This is a genomic window from Streptomyces sp. NA04227 (assembly GCF_013364195.1).
Classification (GTDB): domain Bacteria; phylum Actinomycetota; class Actinomycetes; order Streptomycetales; family Streptomycetaceae; genus Streptomyces.
This window is the reverse complement of the sequence record NZ_CP054918.1, coordinates 4,809,849-4,830,144: the sequence shown is the minus strand read 5'-3', so window position 1 is coordinate 4,830,144 and position 20,296 is coordinate 4,809,849. Positions and strand designations below refer to the sequence as shown.

Genomic DNA, 20,296 nt, shown 5'->3' with positions numbered 1-20,296 from the left:
CCGGGAGGATCTGTGGAGCAGCGACGACGACGCGCGCTGGTGGTGGGATGCGGCGGGACGCTCGGGTTCGCGTGGACGGTCGCCGCTCTGGCCGCGCTGGAAGCGGAGCTCGACTGGGACGCGCGGACGGCGGAGGTGCTGGTCGGCACGTCCGCCGGGGCGGAGATCGTGACCGCTCTCGGGGCGGGCCGGTCGGTGACCCAGTTGCTCGCGGCCCTGCGCGGGGACAGCGACGCGGACCCGCTGCTGCGGGCGCACGTCGACACCGATCCGGGCGCACTGCCGCCGGTCCCCTGGCCGTGGCTGCCGGCCGCCGGGCTGATCCCGGCGGCCGCCCGTGGCCGGGTCTCCGCCGGATCCGGCCTCCTCGGTCTGCTGCCCCGCGGTCGCGGGGACGCCGGGTGGCTGCGCGCGTTCGGCACCGGCCTCGCCGACGGCCACACCTGGCCGGACACCTCGCGCACCTGGCTGGTCGCGGCCGACGCCCGCACCGGCAGGCGGGTCCCCTTCGGCGCCCCGGACGCCCCCGCCGCCGACATCGCCGGCGCGCTTGCCGCCTCGTGGGCGATCCCGGGCTGGTTCCCGCCGGTACGTATCGCGGGGCGCTCCTACGTCGACGGCGGCGCCGTCTCCCCGACCTCCGCCGATCTGCTCGTACCGCTCGGCCTGGACGAGGTGGTGATCGTCGCCCCGATGTCCACGTCCGGAGGTGCGCCCGCCAGCGGCCTGTCCCGGGGCGAGCGGGTCCTGCGGCGCTGGATGACGCGGACCGTCGACGCCGAGGTGAGCCAGCTGCGGGCGGCGGGAACGCGGGTGGTCCGGGTCGAGCCCGGGATCGAGGAACTGGACGTCATGGGCTTCAACTTCATGGACTTCCGCCGCCGTCCCGCCACCCTCGACGTCTCCCTGCGCACCGCCCATGACCGCGTAAAACGAGCCATCGACAGGGGTGTTGCCGTATGAGTGCACAGCCAAGTGGAAAGCCGAGTGGGGAGCCGAGCGCCCCGACCGAGTTCGAGGTCCTCGTCATCGGCGCCGGAATCTCCGGTGTGGGCGCGGGAGTTCGGCTGCGGGAGGCCGGGATCCGTGACTTCCTGATCATCGAGGCGGCCGAGGACTTCGGCGGCACCTGGCGGGCCAACACCTATCCGGGCTGCCAGTGCGACGTGCCCTCGCGCCTGTACAGCTACTCGTTCGCGCCGAACCCCGAGTGGACGCGGGTGTACGCGAACCAGCCGGAGATCCTCGCCTACGTACGGCAGGTCGCGGACCGCCACCGGCTGCGCGAGCACACCCGGTTCGGGGTACGGATGACCGAGGCGCACTGGCAGCCCGCGCAGGGCCGCTGGCTGGTCCGGACCACCGCGGGCGAGTTCACCGCGCGGTTCCTGATCGCCGGGGCCGGGCCGTGGAACGAGCCGCTGACGCCCGAGATCCCGGGCCTGGAGTCGTTCCCCGGCGAGGTGTTCCACTCCGCGCGCTGGAACCACGACTACGACCTCAGCGGCAAGCGGGTCGCCGTCCTCGGCACCGGAGCCTCGGCCGTCCAGTTCGTCCCGGCCATCGCGCCCCGGGTCGACCGGCTGCATCTTTTCCAGCGGACCGCCCAGTGGGTGCTGCCCAAGCTGGACCACCACATACCCAAGGCCGAGCGGTGGGCGATGCGCCAACTGCCCGGCGCGCGGGCCGGGTTGGCGGCGGTGGAGTACCGGGCCATGGAAACCCTGGGCCGCGGCTTCCGCAAGCCGGGCTTGATGCGCGGCGTACAGGCGGTGGCCCGGGCGCATCTGCGAGCCACGGTCCGCGACCGCGAACTGCGCCGCAAACTCACCCCCGACTACACCATCGGCTGCAAGCGGATCCTGTTCTCCAACTACTACTACCCGGCGCTGACCAGGCCGAATGTAGAGGTGCACGCCTCGGCGGTACGCGCGGTCGAGGGAAGTACGGTGGTCGGCGCCGACGGCAGCCGCGCCGAGGTGGACGCCATCATCCTCGGCACCGGCTTCCACATCCTCGACATGCCGCTGGCCGACCACGTCCACGACGGAGCGGGCCGCACGCTGGCCGACCACTGGCAGGGCTCGCCCGAGGCGTACCTCGGTACGGTCACGGCGGGCTTCCCCAACGCCTTCCTGCTCCTCGGACCCGGCCTCGGCACCGGCCACTCCTCCGCGTTCGCCATCCTGGAGGCGCAGTTGGAGCTCGTGCTCGGCGCCCTTCGTACCGCGCGCTCCAGTGGCTCGGCCACGATCGAGGTGCGCGCCGAGGTACAAGCCGCCTTCAACAAGGAACTTCAGGCCGCTCTGGCCGGCACCGTCTACAACTCCGGCGGCTGCCGCAGCTATTACCTCGACGCCAACGGCCGCAACAGCTTCAGCTGGCCGTGGTCCACGGGCCAACTCCGCAGCCGGGTGGGCCGGTTCGACTCCCGCGACTTCACCCTGACCCCCTCCCGCGCACGACAGGAGAGCGACGTATGAGGTATCCGGGCATCAACCCGATCGGCGCCAACGTCGTGATCACCGGCGCCGCGCGTGGCATCGGCCTGGCCACCGCGCGGGCCTTCGCCGCCCGTGGCGCGCATGTCGCCCTGGGCGACCTCGACGGCGAACTCGCCGCCCGGGAGGCCGCCGGACTCGGCCCGCACGCCACCGGCCACCGGGTGGACGTCACGGACAAGGCGTCCTACGCGGCCTTCCTCGCCGAGGCGGCCGCGGCGCACGGCGAGCTCGACATCCTCGTCAACAACGCCGGAGTGATGCCCAACGGCCACTTCCTGGAGCTCGACGACGCGGTCGACCGCCTGACGGTGGAGGTGAATCTGCACGGCGTACGGAACGGCATGCGGCTCGCGCTGCCCGGGATGACCGAGCGGGGACGCGGCCATGTGGTCAACATCGCCTCACTCGCGGGCAAGTTCCCCGTCAAAGGACTCGCCGTCTACAACGCCACCAAGTTCGCGGTCGTCGGGCTGACCGCCGCGACCCGGCTGGAGATGCGGCCGCACGGGGTGAGCGTCAGCGCCGTACTGCCGTCCGCCGTCGACACCTCGCTCGCCTCCGGCCTCAGCATGGCGCCGCTGCCCAAGGTCGAGCCGGAGGCGATCGCCGCCGCGGTCCTCGACTCGGTACGCACCCGCGCCGCGGAGCTCGCGGTTCCGCGCTACGTGGGCGTCCTCGCGAACCTGGCCCGGCTCACCCCGGAGCCGGCACTCAACCTGATCCGGCGCCTGGTCCGCGACGACCGGGCGCTGCGGCCGGACCGTCCGGAGCGCAGGGACTACACCGCGCGCCTGACCCGGGCGGCGGCCCCGGAGAAGCGGGAACCGGCCGTGCGAGAGCGGGAGTTGGGCTCACCGGAGGGCTGAGACACCGGGGCCGGTGCGGCACACGCACCGCACCGGCCGCTCACCGGAACCGAACCCGTAGGTCTCAGCGCTGCTTGACGGCCCGGAAGGCGAGCCAGCCCGCGTACGCGGCCAGCCCGACCGCCCCGAAGGCACGTGTACGCGGCACGGCGACCGCGGTGCCGAGCACGAGCTCGGTCGTGCCGTTGCGGCGGATCCAGGTGCGGGTGTCGGTCGGGAAGAGGCGGACGGTCAGGGCTTCGAAGGCGCCGGGCACCACGAAGTGGGCGGCTCCGGTCGCGGCGACGGCGACACCGGCCGTACGGGCGTTGAGGACGGACATTGAGATTCTCCTCGTTGGTCGAACGTCGGTGATCGTTGATCGTGTATCCCACCGGAATCCCAGATCACCTGGTTCGGTCTGTCAAGGCCGCTGTCACACCGGAAGTGCTCCATGAGCAGTGTCACACCCGGGCCCGGCCGAGCACGCCGCACACAGGCGGCACAGGCGACCCACGGCAGTGCGCCACCCCACTCCTCCCTCACCTTGACAGTGCAGGACCAATAATTTGTACTGCTTATTATTAGCCAACCCTGCACACTTGGAGTGGAGCCGCCTCATGGAACGCACCCTCGCCGGCCGGACGATCCTGATGTCGGGCGGAAGCCGGGGCATCGGCCTGGCCATCGCCCTGCGGGCCGCCAAGGACGGCGCCAATGTGGTGCTCCTGGCGAAGACCGCCGAGCCGCACCCGAAGCTGGAGGGCACCGTGCACACGGCGGCCGCCGAGATCGAGGCGGCCGGGGGCCGGGCCCTGGCCGTGGTCGGGGACGTACGGGTGGACGCGGACGTCGAGCGGGCGGTCGCCGCCGCGGTCGAGCGCTTCGGCGGCATCGACATCATGGTGAACAACGCGAGCGCGATCGACCTGTCGCCCACCGCGGACGCCGACATGAAGCGCTACGACCTGATGCAGGACATCAACGCCCGGGGCACCTTCCTGCTCACCAAGACCGCGCTGCCGCACCTGCGCGAGTCGTCCAACGCACACGTGCTCACGCTGTCCCCGCCGCTCAACCCCGCCCCGCACTGGCCCGGCCGCCACCTCGCCTACACGCTGTCCAAGTACGGCATGAGCCTGTGCACCGTGGGCTTCGCGCACGAGTTCGCGGCGCACGGCGTCGCCGCCAACTCTCTGTGGCCGCGCACCCTGATCGACACCGCGGCGATCCGCAATCTGCTCGGCGGCGCCGAGCGCTCGCGCTCCTCGGCCATCGTCGCCGACGCCGCGTACGCGATCCTCACCCGCGACGCCACCGCCTGCACCGGTCACCACTTCCTCGACGACGAGGTGCTTGCCGAGGAGGGCGTCACCGACCTGTCCGGATACCGCGCCGGTGACGCCGAGGGCGAGCTGGAACTCGACCTGTTCCTGGACGCCTGACCTCCCGTACGGCTTTCCCGTACGACCCCGCCATACGACCTCTCCGTACGGCTTCCCCGTACGACCTCCCTCGTACGACCCACTGTGGCCCGCCGGACGCACCGGCGGGCCCGTCCGACTCCGGCAAGGAATCCGCCATGCCTCATCTGCAACGCGACGGCGACGTCTTTGTGCTCGACCTCGGTGAGCCCGGACAGCGCGACACCGAGAACCTCGCCACCACCGAGTGGCTGCGGCGGATGCACGAACTCCTCGACGAGATCGAGCAGTCCACCGGTCCGGCGGCGCTGGTCACCACCGGCACCGGCAAGTTCTGGTCCAACGGCCTGGACCGTGAGCGCTTCGCCGACCCGGCCGAGCAGTTCGCCGCGTATCTCGCTTCGTACCAAAGGCTGTTGGCGCGGCTGTGCGTCCTGCCGATGGTGAGCGTGGCCGCCCTCCAGGGGCACGCCTTCGCCGGGGGCGCGGTGCTCGCGCTGGCGCACGACCGGCGTGTGATGCGTGCCGACCGGGGCTGGTTCTGTCTGCCCGAGATCGACCTCGGCATCCCCTTCACGCCGGGCATGTCCGCCATGATCAAGTCCAAGCTGCCCCCGGCCGCCGCCCTGGAGGCCATCACCACCGGCCGCCGCTACACCGGCCCCGAGGCCCTCGCCTCCGGCATCGCCGAGGCCACCGCCGCCGAGGGCGAACTGCGCACGCTGGCCGTGGAGTTGGTACGTCCGCTCACCGGCAAGCGCGGCCCGGTGCACGGCCTGATGAAGCAGACCTTCTTCGCCGACGCCCTCAACGCCCTGATCGACAACCAGGGCACCGAGGACTTCCTCACCCATCACTGATCCCCCACCGACCGCCGCCGACCCGCGGGTGCGCGGAAGAACCCTGGAGCACCAGGCACCGAACGGCCACGTTGAATCCGCCCGGCCGGGCACTTAACCTACGGGCGCGAGGGCACGTAGGCTCTCCGCGCAGGTGGGAAGGCCGCCTCGGTCACCACTCGCCTGTGCCAACCCCGAGCGAGTCGGGGCCGGACGACAGTTCACCGGAGCGGATCAGGCGCTGATGAGCCAGAAGCGGGCACCCGGACCGGCCGCCTCGCCCAGGGGAACGCGCGACGGGCGGTCCCGTGCACCCTCGCAGGCGTCGGCCGCGCCGGGCGACGCCCGCCCCAGCGCCTTCCCCGACGGTTCGGAAACGCTCGGCCGCCGTGTGTACCGGCTGCGCGTCGAACGCGGCCTTACCCAACGCCAGGTCGCCGATCCCTCGTACACCGCCCCCTACATCTCCACCGTGGAGGCGGGCAAGGTCCAGCCTTCGGAGAAGGCGCTGCGCCACATCGCAGGTCGCCTGGGCGTCGGTTACGAGGAACTGGTCAGCGGGCGGCCCGCGCATGCCGCGACCGAGCTGCGCATGCGGCTCACCGAGGCACAGCGGGTCCTGGCCACCGGAGACCCGGAGGACGCGGCCGCGCTCTACGCCCGTCTCGACCAGGAAGCCGCACAGTACGGCCTGGACGCCGAACATGCGGCTGCCCTGGTGGGGCTCGGGAACTGCGCGGTAGAGGCCGGTGAACTGGGCCCCGCGCGTGAGTACTTCGAGGCGGCGGAATCGGTCCTGTCGCAGGCCGGGGCACCGCTCACCCAGCGGGTGCCCGCCATCCGGGGCCGGGCCCTCACTCATCTGCTCGCCGGTGAACTCCGGTACGCCTGCTACCTGTTGGAGACGGCGCTCGAGGAACTCAACGCCAGGGGATTGCGCGACCCCGCGGCCCTGGTCCAGCTGTACACCGCCATCATCGGTCCGTACATGGACCTGGGCACCCATGCCCGTGCCGCGCAAGCGGCGGAACTGGCCCTCGCGCTCGCCCCGGAGGTCGCCGATCCCGCCCTGGTCGCCCGGATGCACCGCAGCGTCGCCCGCACGATGATCGCGGAGGGACGCGCGGCCGAGGCGGACGCCTCACTCGTGAAGGCATCCGAGTACTACCAGCAGTTGCAGATCCGCACCGAACTCGCCCACTGCCACTGGATGCGGGGGTACGTCCTCGCGCAGGCGGGCACCCTCGGGGAGGCCGAGGCGGCGTACCGGACGGCGCAGGGCATGCTCGTCTCGCGCCGGGCCGCCCTGTACGCGCACCAGGTCGGCGTCGAACTCGCCGATGTGCTCCACCGTCAGGGCAAGGACGAGCAGGCCGAGTCGCTCCTTCGTGACCTGCTCGGCGGCTTCGGCTCCGGACGCGGCGCGGTGCACGAGGCGGGCGCTCACCGCCTGCTCGGCCTGATCGCCGAACGCCACGAGGACAACGGCCGGGCGGAGGAGCACTATCTGAGCGCCCTCCGCCTGCTCGAACACGCGGAGGCGGCGGGCGATCTGGCCGACCTCTGCCGCCTCCTCGGCGACCTCTACCGGCGCACCGGCCGTGTCGAAGCGGCACTGGACACCTACCGCACCGGCCTCAGCCACCAGGCGGCACCCGGCACGACGACCCTGGGTCCCGCACCGGCCAGACCCTTCTGACGGGGCGTACCGGCACCCCGAGCACCGCGCGGAGCACAGTACCGCCCAAACGGTTGTCAGGGATCTGACACGCCCGCTAACTTAACTCCCGCCGTACGTCGACTTATCTCATCACTTACATACGGCTGGTTGGCCCCCTGTACTCCGCACACTCGCTCACCCCTGCCACTGGCCGCAGGGCTCCTCCGGCCGACCACACCTCGACCGCCGGATCACCGGCACCGGCCGGGGCTACCCAGGCCAGCTCCTCGATTGGCGCTCCCCCACACCCCCCACTCTTCGCCGTAAGGAGACACCGATGCGTCGCAGAAGTTCCCTGCCATGGCTCGCCGCCACGCTGTTCGCCGCCGCTCTCGCGGCCGTTCCCGTAAGTTCGGCCAACGCCGGTTCGGCCAACGCCGGTTCGACCAACGCCGGTTCGGCCAACAGCGGTTCGGCCACCGCCGGACAACCCGGGCCGACCCAGTGGCGGGAGGTCTTCTCGCCCGACGGCACCATCACCAAGGTCCGCGTGCCGAAGCAGGCCGACCCGGCGCCCGACGCGCGCGCTCTCCGGGCAGCGAAGGCGGCGGACGTGGTCCCGATCCAGGAGACCGGCCCGTCGGACAGCCGCTTCGACATGGTGATCGTCGGCGACGGCTACACCGCCTCCGAGCAGGGCACGCTGCGGCAGCACGCGGAGGCCAAGTGGGAGGAGATCGCGGCCACCGAGCCATGGAGCCAGTACCGCGACTCGGTCAATGTCTGGCTCGTCAACGTCGTCTCACCGGAATCCGGCGTGGACAACGACCCCTCCGAGGGCATCGACCGCGACACCGCCCTGGACATGGGCTTCTTCTGCGGCGGCACGGAACGGCTGCTCTGCCTCAACGAGGCGAAGGCGCAGTCGTACGCCGGTCAGGCCCCCGGCCAGGACGCGATCGTCGCCGTCGGCAACACCGCCAAGTACGGAGGCGCCGGTTACCCGAGTCTTGCCACCGTGGCGGGCGCCAACGACCAAGCCGGGCAGATAGCCATCCACGAACTCGGCCACTCCGTGGGCGGATTGGCCGACGAGTACTACACCCCCGGCACCACCCACTCCGGCGGGGAGCCCGCCGAGCCGAACGTCACCACGGACCCGGCCGGCGCCAAGTGGGCGTCCTACCTGGGCCGCGCCACACCGGACGGAGGAGTCATCGGCGCGTTCCAGGGCGGCAGGTACGCCGAGAACGGCATCTTCCGTCCGTCCGAGGACTCCCTGATGCGCACCCTCGGGAAGCCCTTCAACCTGATAGGCCTGGATGTCATGTCCCGGGCCATCAGCTCGAAGATCCACTAGTACGGGGATCCACTGGTACGGGGGATCCGCTGGCACGGGGATCCGCTGGCACGGCGGTCCCGCAGGCTTCCGCGGACGCCTGCGGGACACCGGCTCAGCGCGGAGAGGGCGATCCCGTCGCGCGGACGGTCGGGGTGGCCGGTCCGGCCGGATGCGTCACGGGGCCGCCTCCTCCGCGGTACCGCCCCCGGACTCGAACTGCGTCCGCCGGTGGTCCCGGAAGGCCTCGTCCCGTTCGCGTACCGCCTCCCGGAAGCCCGCGGTCATGGCGCGCTCCTGGAAGGCGTAGCCCTCGCGGGTGTGCCGGGAGATGCCGTCGAAGACGGTGCTGATGGTGGCCGAGTTCTGGACTCCCTGGGCCAACAGGGCACTGTTCAGGGCGAGTTTGACCATCATCAGCTGGTTGACCGGCATCATGGCGATCTTGTCCAGGAGCCGTTCGGTGACCGCGTCCAGCTCCTCGGCGGGCGCGGACTCCACGGCGAGACCCCACTCGGCGGCCTGGGCCCCGCTGATGCAGTCGCCGGTCAGCAGCAGCCGTTTGGCCCGCTGGTCGCCGATCCTGTGGGCCCACATGCCCGCGGCGGGCACGCCCCAGACCCGGGTCGGCGGGTAGCCGATCTTGGTGTCGTCGGCCGCCACGATGAGATCGCAGTACAGCGCGATGTCGGTACCGCCCGCCACACAGAAGCCGTGCAGCTTGGCCACGGTCGGCTTGTCGGCGTGCAGCAGGGCCGCGAAGCCCTTGTTGAAGCGGCTCATCATGGCGAAGTCGGCCATCGGGTCCCACTGCCGCGCCGGGTCGTGGTTGCGTGCCTGGACCACCGGGTCCAGGACGGTACCGGCCGGGGACGGCCCTCCCGCCGGCCGGTCCGCGTGCTCGGCGAACAGGTCCAGGTCGTACCCGCCGCAGAACCCCTTGCCGCGCCCGGAGACCACGATCACGTGCACGGCCGGGTCCAGGTCGGCGCGTTCGACCGCCGCGGCCAGGTCCAGCGGGGTGTCCGGCGTGATGGCGTTGCCGCGCTCGGGACGGTTGAAGGTGATGCGGGCGATCCGTCCGTCCACCTCGTAGGTGAGGGTGCGGTACGTGTCCCGTACGGCGGGCCGGGGCCGGTCCGTATAGAGGGAGTCGGCACCGTCCCGCCAGCCCTCGCGCCAGGCGGCCGGGCGGTCACCGGGGCGGTCGGGTTTGTCGGGGTGGGCGTCGCGTTCGGCGCGTACGGTACCGGGGGTCTCCCCCGAGTCCCGTGAATCCCGCAAGTCCCTTGATTCCTGGCCGTGTTCAGAGCTGTCGTGTTCAGAGCCGTCGTGCTCAGCGCTGTCGGTCACCGGTCTGCTCCCGGGTTGTCGGGGGCGGAAGAGTCTGCCTGTACGGACGAGGCGGCGGGCGCGGACTCGGCGAACGCCCCGTGCCGTCCCTCCCCGGCGGCGAACCGTGCCGCCCCGGGAAGGGTGTCCTCGGCCAGTGAACTCAGGCCGTGACGCCACTCGTTGGCGATCGCCTCGTCGAGTCCGAGGCCGTCCTGTTCGTGGACCGAGAGCCTGTCGCGGCGCATACAGGTCTGCGGGAAGGCCGCCAACTGCCGTGCCAGGGCGAGCGCTTCGTCGAGTACGGCGCCGGGTGCGCTGATCCGGTTGGCCAGGCCCATCCGCAGCGCCTCGTCGGCCTCGACCGGGCGCCCGGTGAGGATCATGTCCAGGGCGTGCGACTGGCCGATCAGGCGCGGCAGCCGGACCGTACCGCCGTCGATGAGGGGGACGCCCCACCGACGGCAGAAGACCCCGAAGACGGCGCCGGGGTCGGCAACCCGCAGGTCCGCCCAGAGCGCGAGTTCCAGGCCGCCCGCCACCGCGTGGCCCTCGACGGCCGCGATCACCGGCTTGCCGAGCAGCAGCCGGGTCGGTCCCATTCCGGCCGGGCCCTCGCCGGGAGCGCCGACCACCACATCGCCCCGGGCCACCGCCTTCAGGTCGGCCCCGGCGCAGAAGGTGCCGCCGCTCCCGTACAGGATCGCCACCGAGGCGTCCGGGTCGTTGTCGAACTCCTCGAAGGCGGCGGTGAGTTGGGCGGCGTGGGTGGAGTCGACGGCGTTGCGGACCTCGGGCCGGTCCAGGGTGACGACGGTGACCGGACCGTGCCGTTGTACGTGCACACTCATCGCGGTACCGCCTGCGAGCGGTCGATGATGCCGGTCAGGTCCGCCGAGGCGGGCAGGGTGCCGAAGGCCAGGCCCCCGGCGTCACCGAGGCGGGTGGCGCAGAAGGCGTCGGCGACGGCGGCCGGTGCGTGCCGTACCAGCAGGGAGCCCTGGAGGGTCAGGGCCATCAGCTCGACCAGGTAGCGGGCCCGGGTCTGGATGTCGGCGAGGTCGCTCAGCTCGGTGCCGATCCGGGCGACGGCGGCGTCCAGGCGCCGGTCCGCGCCCTTGGCCAGGGCGAGTTCGTCGAGCAGGGCGGTGGCCGCGGCGGGTTCCTTGCCGAGGACGCGCAGCACGTCCAGGGCGTTGACGTTGCCGGAGCCCTCCCAGACCGAGTTGAGCGGGGCCTCGCGGTAGAGGCGGGGCATGCCGGAGTCCTCGACGTAGCCGTTGCCGCCCAGGCACTCCAGGGCCTCGGCGGTGAAGGCGGGGGCGCGCTTGGTCACCCAGTACTTGCCGAGCGCGGTGGCGATCCGGCGGAAGGAGCGCTCCCGCTCGTCGCCGCGGATGCTGCGGTCGGCGGCTCCGGCCAGGCGCAGGGTCAGGGTGGTGGCGGCCTCGGACTCCACGGCGAGGTCGGCGATGACGTTGCGCATCAGCGGCTGGTCGATCAGGCGGGCGCCGAAGGCGGAGCGGTACGCCACGTGGTGCCCGGCCTCGACCAGCGCCTTGCGCATCAGCGAGGCGGATCCGGAAACACAGTCCAGGCGGGTGCAGTTGACCATCTCGATGATGGTCTTCACGCCGTGCCCCTCGGGGCCGACCCGCCAGGCGAGAGTGCCGTCGAACTCGGGCTCGGAGGAGGCGTTGGAGCGGTTGCCCAGCTTGTCCTTCAGGCGCTGGATGCGGAAGGTGTTGCGGGTGCCGTCGGGGAGGATCCGCGGTACCAGGAAGCAGCTCAGGCCGCCGGGCGCCTGGGCGAGCACCAGGAACACGTCGCACATGGGCGCCGAGGTGAACCACTTGTGCCCGCGCAGCGTGTAGAGGCCGTCCTCGCCGGTCGGCGTCGCCACGGTGGTGTTGGTGCGCACATCGGAGCCGCCCTGCTTCTCCGTCATGCCCATTCCGGCAAGGATGCCCCGCTTCTCGGTGGGCACCCGCAGCTCCGGGTCGTACACCCGGCTGGTCAGCAACGGCTCGTAGACGGAGGCGAGTTGGGGCTCCGCACGCAGGGCCGGGACCACCGCGTACGTCATGGCCAAGGGGCAGCCGTGCCCGGCCTCGGTGTGGCCCCATACGAGCGCCCCCGCGTACCGCGCGACGTGTGCCCCCGGCCGCTCGTCGGCCCAGGCCGCGCCGCCACCGCCCTCGGCGACGGCGGTGCGCATCAGGTGGTGCCAGCTCGGGTGGAACTCGACCTCGTCGATGCGGTGGCCCCAGCGGTCGTGGGTGCGCAGCACGGGCTCGTGGACGTTGGCCTGCTCGGCCCACTCCTGGGCCTCCGGGCTCCCGGCCCGCTGCCCGAACCGCCGCACATCCTGTTCGGCCCAGCCCGCGCCCTCCCGGTTCAGCCCCTCCAGAAGCGCGGGGTCCTGGGCGGCGTCGTAGGGCGCGAGCGGGGGCGGCTGGTTGTCGACCTCGTGGGTGGCGTACGGCTGGGCGTACGGCTGAGCGGTCTGTGTCGACGGCATGGGCGTCACCTCCGGGATGGTGTCCATGAGGCGAGTATTACGACTTCTCTGCGGTCGCAGCAAGACTGTAATGAGTACTTGTGCGGAGCCGACATCGCAAGGCCGAGGGCACGGCCCCGCCGACCGCCCCGCCACCGGGACGAGGTGGCCGATAACCTCGATCAGGCCCCCGGCACCGATAGCCACGGGGACCTGACGGCGCCCGCCGCTGCCGCGGACGTGGTGCCGCGGTACCCGACCGGGCGGGCACAGAGGCACAGAGGCAACGGACACGGACAGTGGAGGCGGACCGGGCGTGGCGAGAGCGGGCGGGAACGAGGAGCTGGGCCTGCGGCCGCTGACCGCGCGCTCGGTCGTCCTCAGCGTGCTGCTCGGCGCACACCCGCCCGAACTGCCCGCCCGCGACCTGGTCCGCATCGGCGCCCTGTTCGACATCAGCGAGCCCACCCTGCGCGTGGCGCTGACCCGGATGGTCGCGGCGGGGGACCTGCTGCGCGCGGATGCCACCTACCGGCTGAGCGAACGGCTCGCCGGACGCCAGCGCCGCCAGGACGCCGCGCTCACCCCCGACACCCTTGACTGGCAGGGGAGTTGGGAGATCGCCGCGGTGACGGCGACCGGCCGCAGCCCCGCCGACCGCGCCGAACTGCGCACCGAGCTCACCCGGCTGCGCCTTGCCGAACTGCGCGAGGGCCTGTGGCTGCGCCCCGCGAATCTGCGCCGGACGCGGCCCGCCGAACGGGACGGCGTACTGACCTGGTTCCACGGCGAGCCCGACGAGGACCCGGTGCGACTGGCCCGCACACTCTGGCAGTTGGAGGCATGGGCCACCCGCGCCACCGAACTGCACACACACTTCGCCGCCACCCGCGACCAAGCCGAGCGCTTCACCCTCGCCGCGGCCCTCGTCCGGCACCTGGCCGCGGACCCCATCCTCCCGGAAGCGCTGCTGCCCGACCCGTGGCCCGCCGCCGAACTGCGGGCCGCGTACCGCGGTTACCAGGCGGAACTGATCGAACTCAGAGAACGGGCAGGCGGGGCCTGAGCCTCGCGCGCCACAGCACCGAACAGGTCCGGACACCTCAACTCCGCGCCCGTACAGGGCTTTTGGGGTTCCCGCCTCAGCTACCCCCACCGGCTCAACCACACCGCTCCGGCGACTGTCCCGCCGCACACCGGACAGCCATCGCACGGAACCACGCGCGGGACAAATGATTCGTGCCGCACATCTAGCTCGCTGACTCAATCGACCCTACAGTCCTCCGATGAATGCTCCGTCAGGTTGCTCCGGTTCCAGGGTTACCGCCAACTCGGCGCGACCAAATGACGCTTCCTCTCCACCAATCGGACACAAGCTCAAGATATTCATTGGAGGTATCGCTGATGAGTCTGCGTACAAAACTCCGGCCGCGCCACGCTCTGGTCCCGGTGACCGCAGCCGCGGTCACCCTCGGCGCCTTCGCCCTCGCACCGGGCAGTTCGGCCACCCAGGCCCAGGACCACCGGTCCAAGGCACCCAAGAGCGTCAGTTGGCAGAAGGAACTGAGGCAGGCGCTGCCCACGCTCGGCCACCGCAACTGGATCGTCGTCGCCGACTCCGCCTACCCGCGGCAGACCAGCGCCGGAGTGCGCACCCTCACCACCGGCGCGGACCAGACCGAGGTGGTCAAGGAGGTCGTGGCGCAGCTGGGCAAGCAACAGCACGTCAAGGCGCATGTGCAGGTCGACAAGGAGATGAAGTACGTCCCCGAGAAGTCGGCGCCCGGCATCACCTCCTACCGCGACGGCCTGGACCAGGTCCTGAAGGGCCAGGAGACCGAGCCGGTGCTGCACGAGGAGCTGATCAAGAAGCTCGACGAGGCGGGCGAGAAGTTCCAGGTCATCGTCCTCAAGACCGATCTCACCCTCCCGTACACCTCGGTCTTCTTCGAGCTGGACGCCAAGTACTGGGACGCCGACCGCGAGGCCGAGCTGCGGGAGCTGATGAAGTCGTGAGCAACGAGCCGATACGTACGAGACAGCAGGGGACGGGACCCGAACTCCCTTCACCCAGCGGCAGGTTCGAGCCGAAGCAGGCCTGGCGCGGCACCCGTGCCCGCTCCCTGACGACCGCTCTGGTCACGGTCTGCGCCCTGATCGGCGTCGGCGCGGCCACCGGCGCCGAACCGGCCGGGGCCGCCGACGCGGCAGAGCCCTTCACCGAGGGCTTCGAGGACGGCGCGACACTGCCCGACGGCTGGCGGATCGTCGACGGGGCCTTCGGCCAACTGGTCACCGACCGGGCGGAGTTCCACAACCAGAAGCGCCCGTACCTGAAGGAGGGGAAGCGGTTCCTGTCCACGCTGGAGACCTCCGAGCAGAAGGCGAACGACGGCTACACCGGCACCGTCGTCTCGCCGAAGTTCCGCCTGGAACGCCCCAGCCTCTCGATGCTCGTCGGCGGCGGCGCGGGCAAGGACACCTATGTCGCCCTGTGCGCCTACGACGCGGCGGCGCCCGGCGGCTGCGGCAGTGAAATCGCCACCGCGCGCGGCACGAACAGCGAGGTGATGGCCTACCGCACGCTTGACGGCTCGGCCGCGGTCGGCAAGGACGTCGTGCTCAAGGTGGTCGACCGGGCCACGGGCAGTTGGGGGCACCTCACCCTCGACGCCCTCCGCGCCAACGTCCCGGCGGCGCCGACCAGCCCCCGGGTCACCCGCACCGCCGACGCCGTCTCGCTGAGCTGGAAGGCCGCGCCCGACCCGGCGGTCACCCGCTACGCCGTCGCCAGGTCCGAGACCCTCGACGGCACCTACACCCCGCTCGCCACCGTCAACTCGCCTTCTTTGAAGGACACTTCGGCGGCAGCGGACCGGACGTACTTCTACCGGATCACCGCTCTGGACGCCGGTGGCGCCGAGTCCGAGTCGGTACGTACCCTGGCCCGCCCGTACACGGACCTCACCGCCAAGGGGAAGCCCGCGACCTACCAGGGCGAGACGCTGGGCGACACCCGCTTCCCGGTCGGCCCGCTCGGCTCGGCCGGAATCGTGCACGACGGCACCGCCGCCCGGCCCACCTGGTGGATCTTCAACAACCTGGGCGAGCTCCAGGGCAACAAGTGGCACAACACCCCGGACACCTTCGCCAAGGGCAGGGTGCCGAACAGCTTCTTCGGCATCCGCGCGCAGCAGGAGGGCCGCGCCCCGGTGGTCCGCTCGCTGCAGACCAAGGCGGCGGGCGAGGGCTTCCCGGCGATGAAGTCGCTGACCCAGCGCGGTGAATACCCGCTGGTGGGCTACGACTTCACGGACCAGGAACTGCCCGTGAAGGTCTCCGAGGACGTGGTGAACCCGATGATCCCGGGCAACACCAAGGACTCGGCGATCCCCACCGCGATCTACCGCTTCAAGCTCACCAATCCCACCGACAAGCCGGTGAAGGTCTCCCTGCTCGCCTCGCAGCAGAACGCCGTGGGCTTCAACGGCTACGACACGATCGGCGGCGAGAACAACCGGGTCGTCGACGGCTACGGCGAGAACAGGTCCCACGTCACCCGGGGCACCGGCGCGACGGGCCCGTGGACCTCGCTGCACATGCGGGGCAAGGGCGGCGGCACCATGAACCTCACGGCCTACGCCCCCAAGGTCAGTTCCACCGCCTCCTGGGACTCGATGGGCTCGCTGAGCGAGGACCTCGCCGACGACGGCAGCCTCAAGGGTCCCGGCGAGGCCTCCAGCCCGGCCGACCGCACCACGGTCGACGGCGCCCTGTCCACCGAACTGACCCTGGGGCCTGGCCGGACCACCACCATCCCGGTCACCCTCAACTGGCACTTCCCCGGCGCCAAGAACTACAACGGCGGCGACGGCAGACAGTACGAGAACTGGTGGTCCGACGCCGACCAGGTGGCCAACTACCTCACCAACAACTGGGACCGTCTGCTCGGCGAGACGCAGGCCTACCACGACGCGCTGTACGACTCGAACCTGCCGCGCTACGTCCTGGACCGCGTCTCCGCCTCCACCGCGGTGCTGCGCTCGCCCTCCGTCTGGTGGGCGAAGAACGGCTTCTTCGGCGCCCGCGAGGGCTGGGGCTGCTGCCCCGGCATGCCCACGCACGTCTTCCACTACGCCCAGGCGCAGGCCTGGCTGTGGCCGGAGGTCGGCCGTCGCTGGACCGAGCAGTGGCTCGACAACGCCAACGACCAGGGCCTGATCCCGATGCGGTTCAACGGCGACCCGACCTTCACCATGGACGGCCAGACCGGTGTGATCCTGTCCGCGTACCGCACCTACCAGACCACCGACGCGAAGTGGCTGGCCGCCAACTGGCCGAAGGTGAAGAAGGCCATGGACTACGTCGTCGGCCTCGGCGACAAGGACCACGACGGCATCCTGACCGGCACCTTCAACACCACCCTCGACGGCGGCGAGACCGGCGACGGCTCCTGGCTCGGCTCGATGTACCTGGCCTCCGTCAACGCCGCCGCGAAGATGGCCGAGGCCACCGGCGACGACGCCACGGCCAGGACGTACGCCGCCATCTACGAGAAGGGCCGGGCCACCGGCGAGAAGCGCTACTTCAACGGCGACTACTACACCGAGATCAACAACGGCCAGGGGGCCTCGTACGGCAACGGCTCCGCCATCGACATGCTGCTCGGCCAGTGGTGGTCCACCCAGCTCGGCCTCGGCGACATCTACGACAAGGCCCACACCGACAAGGCGGCACAGTCCCTCTTCGAGAGCAACTACCGGGACAACTTCCTCGGCGACACCCCGTACTCCGGCTACAACTACGCGCACAAGTTCCGGCAGTACGCGCTGGAGACCGACGCCGGACTCCAGATGATCGCCTGGCCGAAGAACGACCGCCCCTCCAACACCCCGCTCTACTACGACGAGGTCATGTCCGGCTTCGAGTACAGCGCCGCCGCCCTGATGCTCCAGCGCGGCCGGACCGAGGAGGGCCTGAAGGTCGTCAAGGCGGTGAGCGACCGCTACGACGGCCGTGCCCGCAAGGGCCCGTTCATCGAGATGAGCCCCTGCACCACGGGCGACGGTACGGGCAGTCCGTACGGTGACGACGAGTGCGGCAAGTGGTACGGGCGCACCCTGTCCGCCTGGTCCCTGCTCACCGGTATGCAGGGCTTTGCGTACAACGGGCCGCGGCAGTCGGTGTCCCTGGCGCCGACGTTCAAGCCGGAGGGCCACCGCTCCTTCTTCGCCACCGGCAACGCCTGGGGCACCTTCACGCAGGACCGCACCACGGGCGCCAACCCGGTGCAGACGGACGGCCTGCGGGTACGGTACGGCTCGCTCACCCTGCGCAAGGTCACTCTGGCGGTGCCCTCTGGTACGCGCGGGGCGGGCCTGGCCGCGACCGTGTCCGGGGGCGCGGTCAAGGGCGCCCGGGTGACGGTGTCCGGGACCACGGCGACGGTGGAGTTCACGGAGCCGGTGACCGTACGGAAGGGTCAACAGCTCGCTCTGCGCCTGGAGTTGCGGAAGTAGCCCACGCCCACCCCTCAACCCGGTCCCGGGCCGCCCACGCCGGCGGTCCGGGACCGGCCGCGTGTGCCGCCCGCTACGCGCCCGCTGCCCGGCCGCCCTCCACCAGGGGCGCGATGCCGTGGAGAAGCGCCGCGAGCCCCTTCGCGAACAGGGCGTCGAGCCGCAGGTCGTAGCCGTCGTCGAAGGATGCGACCACCTTGGTGAAGGTCGGGAAGCGGCCGGACTCCACCAGGTCCCGCAGGGCGTGGGCCCGGCTGTCCATCCACTGCTCCTCCGACTGACCGGTGGCCGCCTCGGCGTGCGCCTCCCACTCCAAGTGCACTGCCAGGCCCTGGACATGGCTGTAGAGCAGTACGTGCAGGTCGAAGAGCGTGGTGGGATCGAGGCCGTGGCCGTCCAGGGCGGCGAGCATCCACTCGCCGTGGACGATCAGGTTGGGTACCAGCAACGGGCGGGTCAGCGAGCCGAGTTGGGCCAGCCATGGGTGCCTGCGGTACAGGGTCCACTGGGTCCTGGCGCCCAACTCGACACGGGCGCGCCACCCTTCGGGCGGATCGGCGGGGTAGGTCTCCTCGCCGAAGGCTGCGTCGGCCATGAGCAGGACGAGTTCGTCCTTGCTGGGGACGTACCGGTAGGGCGTCATCGCGGCGACTCCGAGCCGGGCGGCCACACCCCGCATGGAGAGTGCCTGAAGCCCTTCGGCATCGGCGAGGGCGACCGCGGCACGGACGATCCGGTCGAGGGTCAGCTCCGACTCCGGCTCCTGCGCGGGAGCGGGCGGCGTGTGCGCGCGGGGCGGCGGGACGAGGGGGGTGGTTCCGGCGACGACGGTGCCGACCCGGGGGCGGGTCTCGACAAGTCCCTCCAGGCGAAGGGTGGTCAGCGCCTTGGTGGCGGTGGCGAGCGCGACCCCCCACTCCGCGGCGATCCGACGGGTGGAGGGAACCCTGTCCCCCGCGACGAGTTCCCCGTCGGCGATGCGTCGCCGCACCTCGGCGACGATCCGCAGATAGGGCGCCTGCCCGGCTGCTCGCGTGGGCTTCGTCACGTCCGGCCACCTTCTCGATCTGTACTAGTGCAGGGCCTCGCAGGGAGGACACCGATGCGTGCCCAACTGCCCTAGTACAGCAACTCATTTCCGCTGGTTGAGGCACCTGCGCGTACGTCGTACGTTCCCTGCACGTACAGCGTATCGGAGGAACTTCCCATGCAGACCGTTCTCGTCTCCGGCGGCGGAATCGCCGGGCCCGCACTCGCCCACTGGCTGCACCGCCACGGCTTCCGGACCACCGTCGTCGAACGCGCCCCCGGCCCCCGGCCCGGAGGACAGGCCGTGGACGTCCGTGGCGTCGCCCTCACCGTCATCGAACGGATGGGCCTCCTGGATCAGGCACGCCACGTCCGCACCCGGATGCGCGGCATGTCGGTCCTCGCCCCCGACGGCCGGGAGATCGACCGCTCCACGGAGGCGGTGTTCAGCAGCGGACGGCTCGACAGCGACGACATCGAGCTGCTGCGCGAGGACCTGGTGCGGATGGTCTACGAGCACACCCGCGCGGACGTCGAGTACCTCTTCGGCGACAGCGTGACCGCGCTCCGCGAGGACAGCACCGGCGTGCACGTCGAGTTCACGCACGGCGCGCCCCGCACCTTCGACCTCGTGATCGGCGCCGACGGCCTGCACTCGACCGTCCGGCGCCTTGCCTTCGGCCCCGAGGACCGCTTCGCCCATCATCTGGGCAGCTACCTCTCGGTGTTCAGCGCCGACAACTTCCTCGCCCTGGACGACTGGCAGTTGTGGCTGCGCGACGGCGACGCGGGCTTCGGCGTCATGTCGGTCCGCGACAACTCCGAGCTCAGAATCGCCTTCGGTTTCGAGTCCGCTCCCCTCGCCCCGGATCTGCGCACCCAGGGCGCCCTGAGGCAGCGCGTCGTCGACAGGCTCGCCGCCCTGAACTGGGAAGGGGCCCGCCTGGCCAAGGCCGCCGAGCGGGCACCGGACTTCTACTGCGACGCCATGGCCCAGATCCGCATGCAGCACTGGTCCCGGGGCAGGGTGGTCCTCCTCGGCGACGCCGGCTACTGCCCGTCCCCCCTGTCCGGACAGGGCACCAGCCTGGCCCTGGTGGGGGCTTACGTACTGGCCGACTGCCTCGCCGCGACGCCGGGCGATCACCGTGCCGCGTACGCCCGCTACGAGCGGAGGATGCGCGACTTCGTCACGGCGAACCAGGCACTGGCCACGGAGAACCCCGACGGGCCCGCCCCCGAGTCCTCGATCGCGCACGCCAAGAACCTGATGTCGCTGGACAGTTGACCACACTCGGGCCCAAG

The 20,296-nt window shown here is 71.3% G+C and carries 16 protein-coding genes; 11 read left to right on the top strand and 5 right to left on the bottom strand.

The genetic code is table 11. From position 1 onward, the window contains the following. Positions 1-12 precede the first annotated feature (12 nt). The 3 genes from HUT18_RS20620 to HUT18_RS20610 are packed head-to-tail and all read left to right on the top strand — an operon-like array spanning position 13 to position 3,370. Complete coding sequence (locus HUT18_RS20620; protein WP_176102073.1) at positions 13-963, top strand: patatin-like phospholipase family protein; 951 nt, start codon at positions 13-15, stop codon at positions 961-963. Beyond that, positions 960-2,483 carry an NAD(P)/FAD-dependent oxidoreductase gene (locus HUT18_RS20615; RefSeq protein WP_176102072.1) on the top strand — a complete coding sequence of 508 codons (1,524 nt, stop codon included), beginning with the start codon at positions 960-962 and terminating at the stop codon, positions 2,481-2,483. Before HUT18_RS20620 ends, HUT18_RS20615 begins: the two co-directional genes overlap by 4 nt. Then, entirely contained in the window at positions 2,480-3,370 is an 891-nt protein-coding gene (locus HUT18_RS20610; protein ID WP_176102071.1) for an SDR family oxidoreductase, read from the top strand. Before HUT18_RS20615 ends, HUT18_RS20610 begins: the two co-directional genes overlap by 4 nt. 64 nt (positions 3,371-3,434) lie before the next feature. On the opposite strand, the gene HUT18_RS20605 is transcribed toward HUT18_RS20610, so the two are convergent. After that, positions 3,435-3,692, bottom strand: a complete 258-nt coding sequence (locus HUT18_RS20605) for a hypothetical protein (protein WP_176102070.1) — start codon at positions 3,690-3,692, stop codon at positions 3,435-3,437. 277 nt (positions 3,693-3,969) lie between these two features. Here HUT18_RS20605 and HUT18_RS20600 point away from each other — a divergent pair, with 277 nt between their 5' ends. The 4 genes from HUT18_RS20600 to HUT18_RS20585 all read left to right on the top strand — a co-directional run bounded on the left by HUT18_RS20600 (position 3,970) and on the right by HUT18_RS20585 (position 8,632). Beyond that, positions 3,970-4,794: an NAD(P)-dependent oxidoreductase gene (locus HUT18_RS20600; RefSeq protein ID WP_176102069.1), complete on the top strand. Its 825-nt coding sequence runs from the start codon at positions 3,970-3,972 to the stop codon at positions 4,792-4,794. Between the two features lie 137 nt (positions 4,795-4,931). Beyond that, a complete protein-coding gene (locus HUT18_RS20595; RefSeq protein WP_176102068.1) occupies positions 4,932-5,633 on the top strand; it encodes an enoyl-CoA hydratase/isomerase family protein in 702 nt (233 codons plus the stop codon). A 223-nt stretch (positions 5,634-5,856) separates the two neighbouring features. After that, entirely contained in the window at positions 5,857-7,311 is a 1,455-nt protein-coding gene (locus tag HUT18_RS20590; RefSeq protein WP_176102067.1) for a tetratricopeptide repeat protein, read from the top strand. Positions 7,312-7,609: 298 nt separating this feature from the next. Further along, positions 7,610-8,632, top strand: coding sequence for a M64 family metallopeptidase (locus HUT18_RS20585; RefSeq protein WP_176102066.1), 1,023 nt, complete (start codon positions 7,610-7,612; stop codon positions 8,630-8,632). 156 nt (positions 8,633-8,788) lie between these two features. On the opposite strand, the gene HUT18_RS20580 is transcribed toward HUT18_RS20585, so the two are convergent. The 3 genes from HUT18_RS20580 to HUT18_RS20570 form a co-directional block, all read right to left on the bottom strand. Continuing rightward, positions 8,789-9,895, bottom strand: a complete 1,107-nt coding sequence (locus tag HUT18_RS20580) for a crotonase/enoyl-CoA hydratase family protein (RefSeq protein ID WP_176102065.1) — start codon at positions 9,893-9,895, stop codon at positions 8,789-8,791. Between the two features lie 65 nt (positions 9,896-9,960). Continuing rightward, positions 9,961-10,794: a crotonase/enoyl-CoA hydratase family protein gene (locus HUT18_RS20575; RefSeq protein WP_176102064.1), complete on the bottom strand. Its 834-nt coding sequence runs from the start codon at positions 10,792-10,794 to the stop codon at positions 9,961-9,963. Then, the gene (locus tag HUT18_RS20570) at positions 10,791-12,464 is read right to left on the bottom strand and encodes an acyl-CoA dehydrogenase family protein (protein ID WP_254879060.1); all 1,674 of its coding nucleotides are present in this window, start codon (positions 12,462-12,464) and stop codon (positions 10,791-10,793) included. Before HUT18_RS20570 ends, HUT18_RS20575 begins: the two co-directional genes overlap by 4 nt. Before the next feature lie 295 nt (positions 12,465-12,759). On the opposite strand from HUT18_RS20570, the gene HUT18_RS20565 reads away from it, so the two are divergent. The 3 genes from HUT18_RS20565 to HUT18_RS20555 all read left to right on the top strand — a co-directional run bounded on the left by HUT18_RS20565 (position 12,760) and on the right by HUT18_RS20555 (position 17,962). Beyond that, a complete protein-coding gene (locus HUT18_RS20565) occupies positions 12,760-13,509 on the top strand; it encodes a PaaX family transcriptional regulator C-terminal domain-containing protein (RefSeq protein WP_254878726.1) in 750 nt (249 codons plus the stop codon). 338 nt (positions 13,510-13,847) lie between these two features. Then, a complete protein-coding gene (locus tag HUT18_RS20560) occupies positions 13,848-14,459 on the top strand; it encodes an RbsD/FucU domain-containing protein (protein ID WP_176102062.1) in 612 nt (203 codons plus the stop codon). Continuing rightward, positions 14,456-17,962: a GH116 family glycosyl-hydrolase gene (locus HUT18_RS20555; protein ID WP_176102061.1), complete on the top strand. Its 3,507-nt coding sequence runs from the start codon at positions 14,456-14,458 to the stop codon at positions 17,960-17,962. Before HUT18_RS20560 ends, HUT18_RS20555 begins: the two co-directional genes overlap by 4 nt. Before the next feature lie 73 nt (positions 17,963-18,035). Here HUT18_RS20555 and HUT18_RS20550 read toward each other — a convergent pair whose 3' ends face one another. After that, on the bottom strand, positions 18,036-19,010 hold the full coding sequence (locus tag HUT18_RS20550; RefSeq protein WP_176102060.1) for a GntR family transcriptional regulator: 975 nt from the start codon (positions 19,008-19,010) through the stop codon (positions 18,036-18,038). Positions 19,011-19,169: 159 nt separating this feature from the next. Here HUT18_RS20550 and HUT18_RS20545 point away from each other — a divergent pair, with 159 nt between their 5' ends. Beyond that, complete coding sequence (locus HUT18_RS20545; protein WP_176102059.1) at positions 19,170-20,279, top strand: FAD-dependent monooxygenase; 1,110 nt, start codon at positions 19,170-19,172, stop codon at positions 20,277-20,279. The last annotated feature ends 17 nt before the right edge of the window (positions 20,280-20,296 follow it).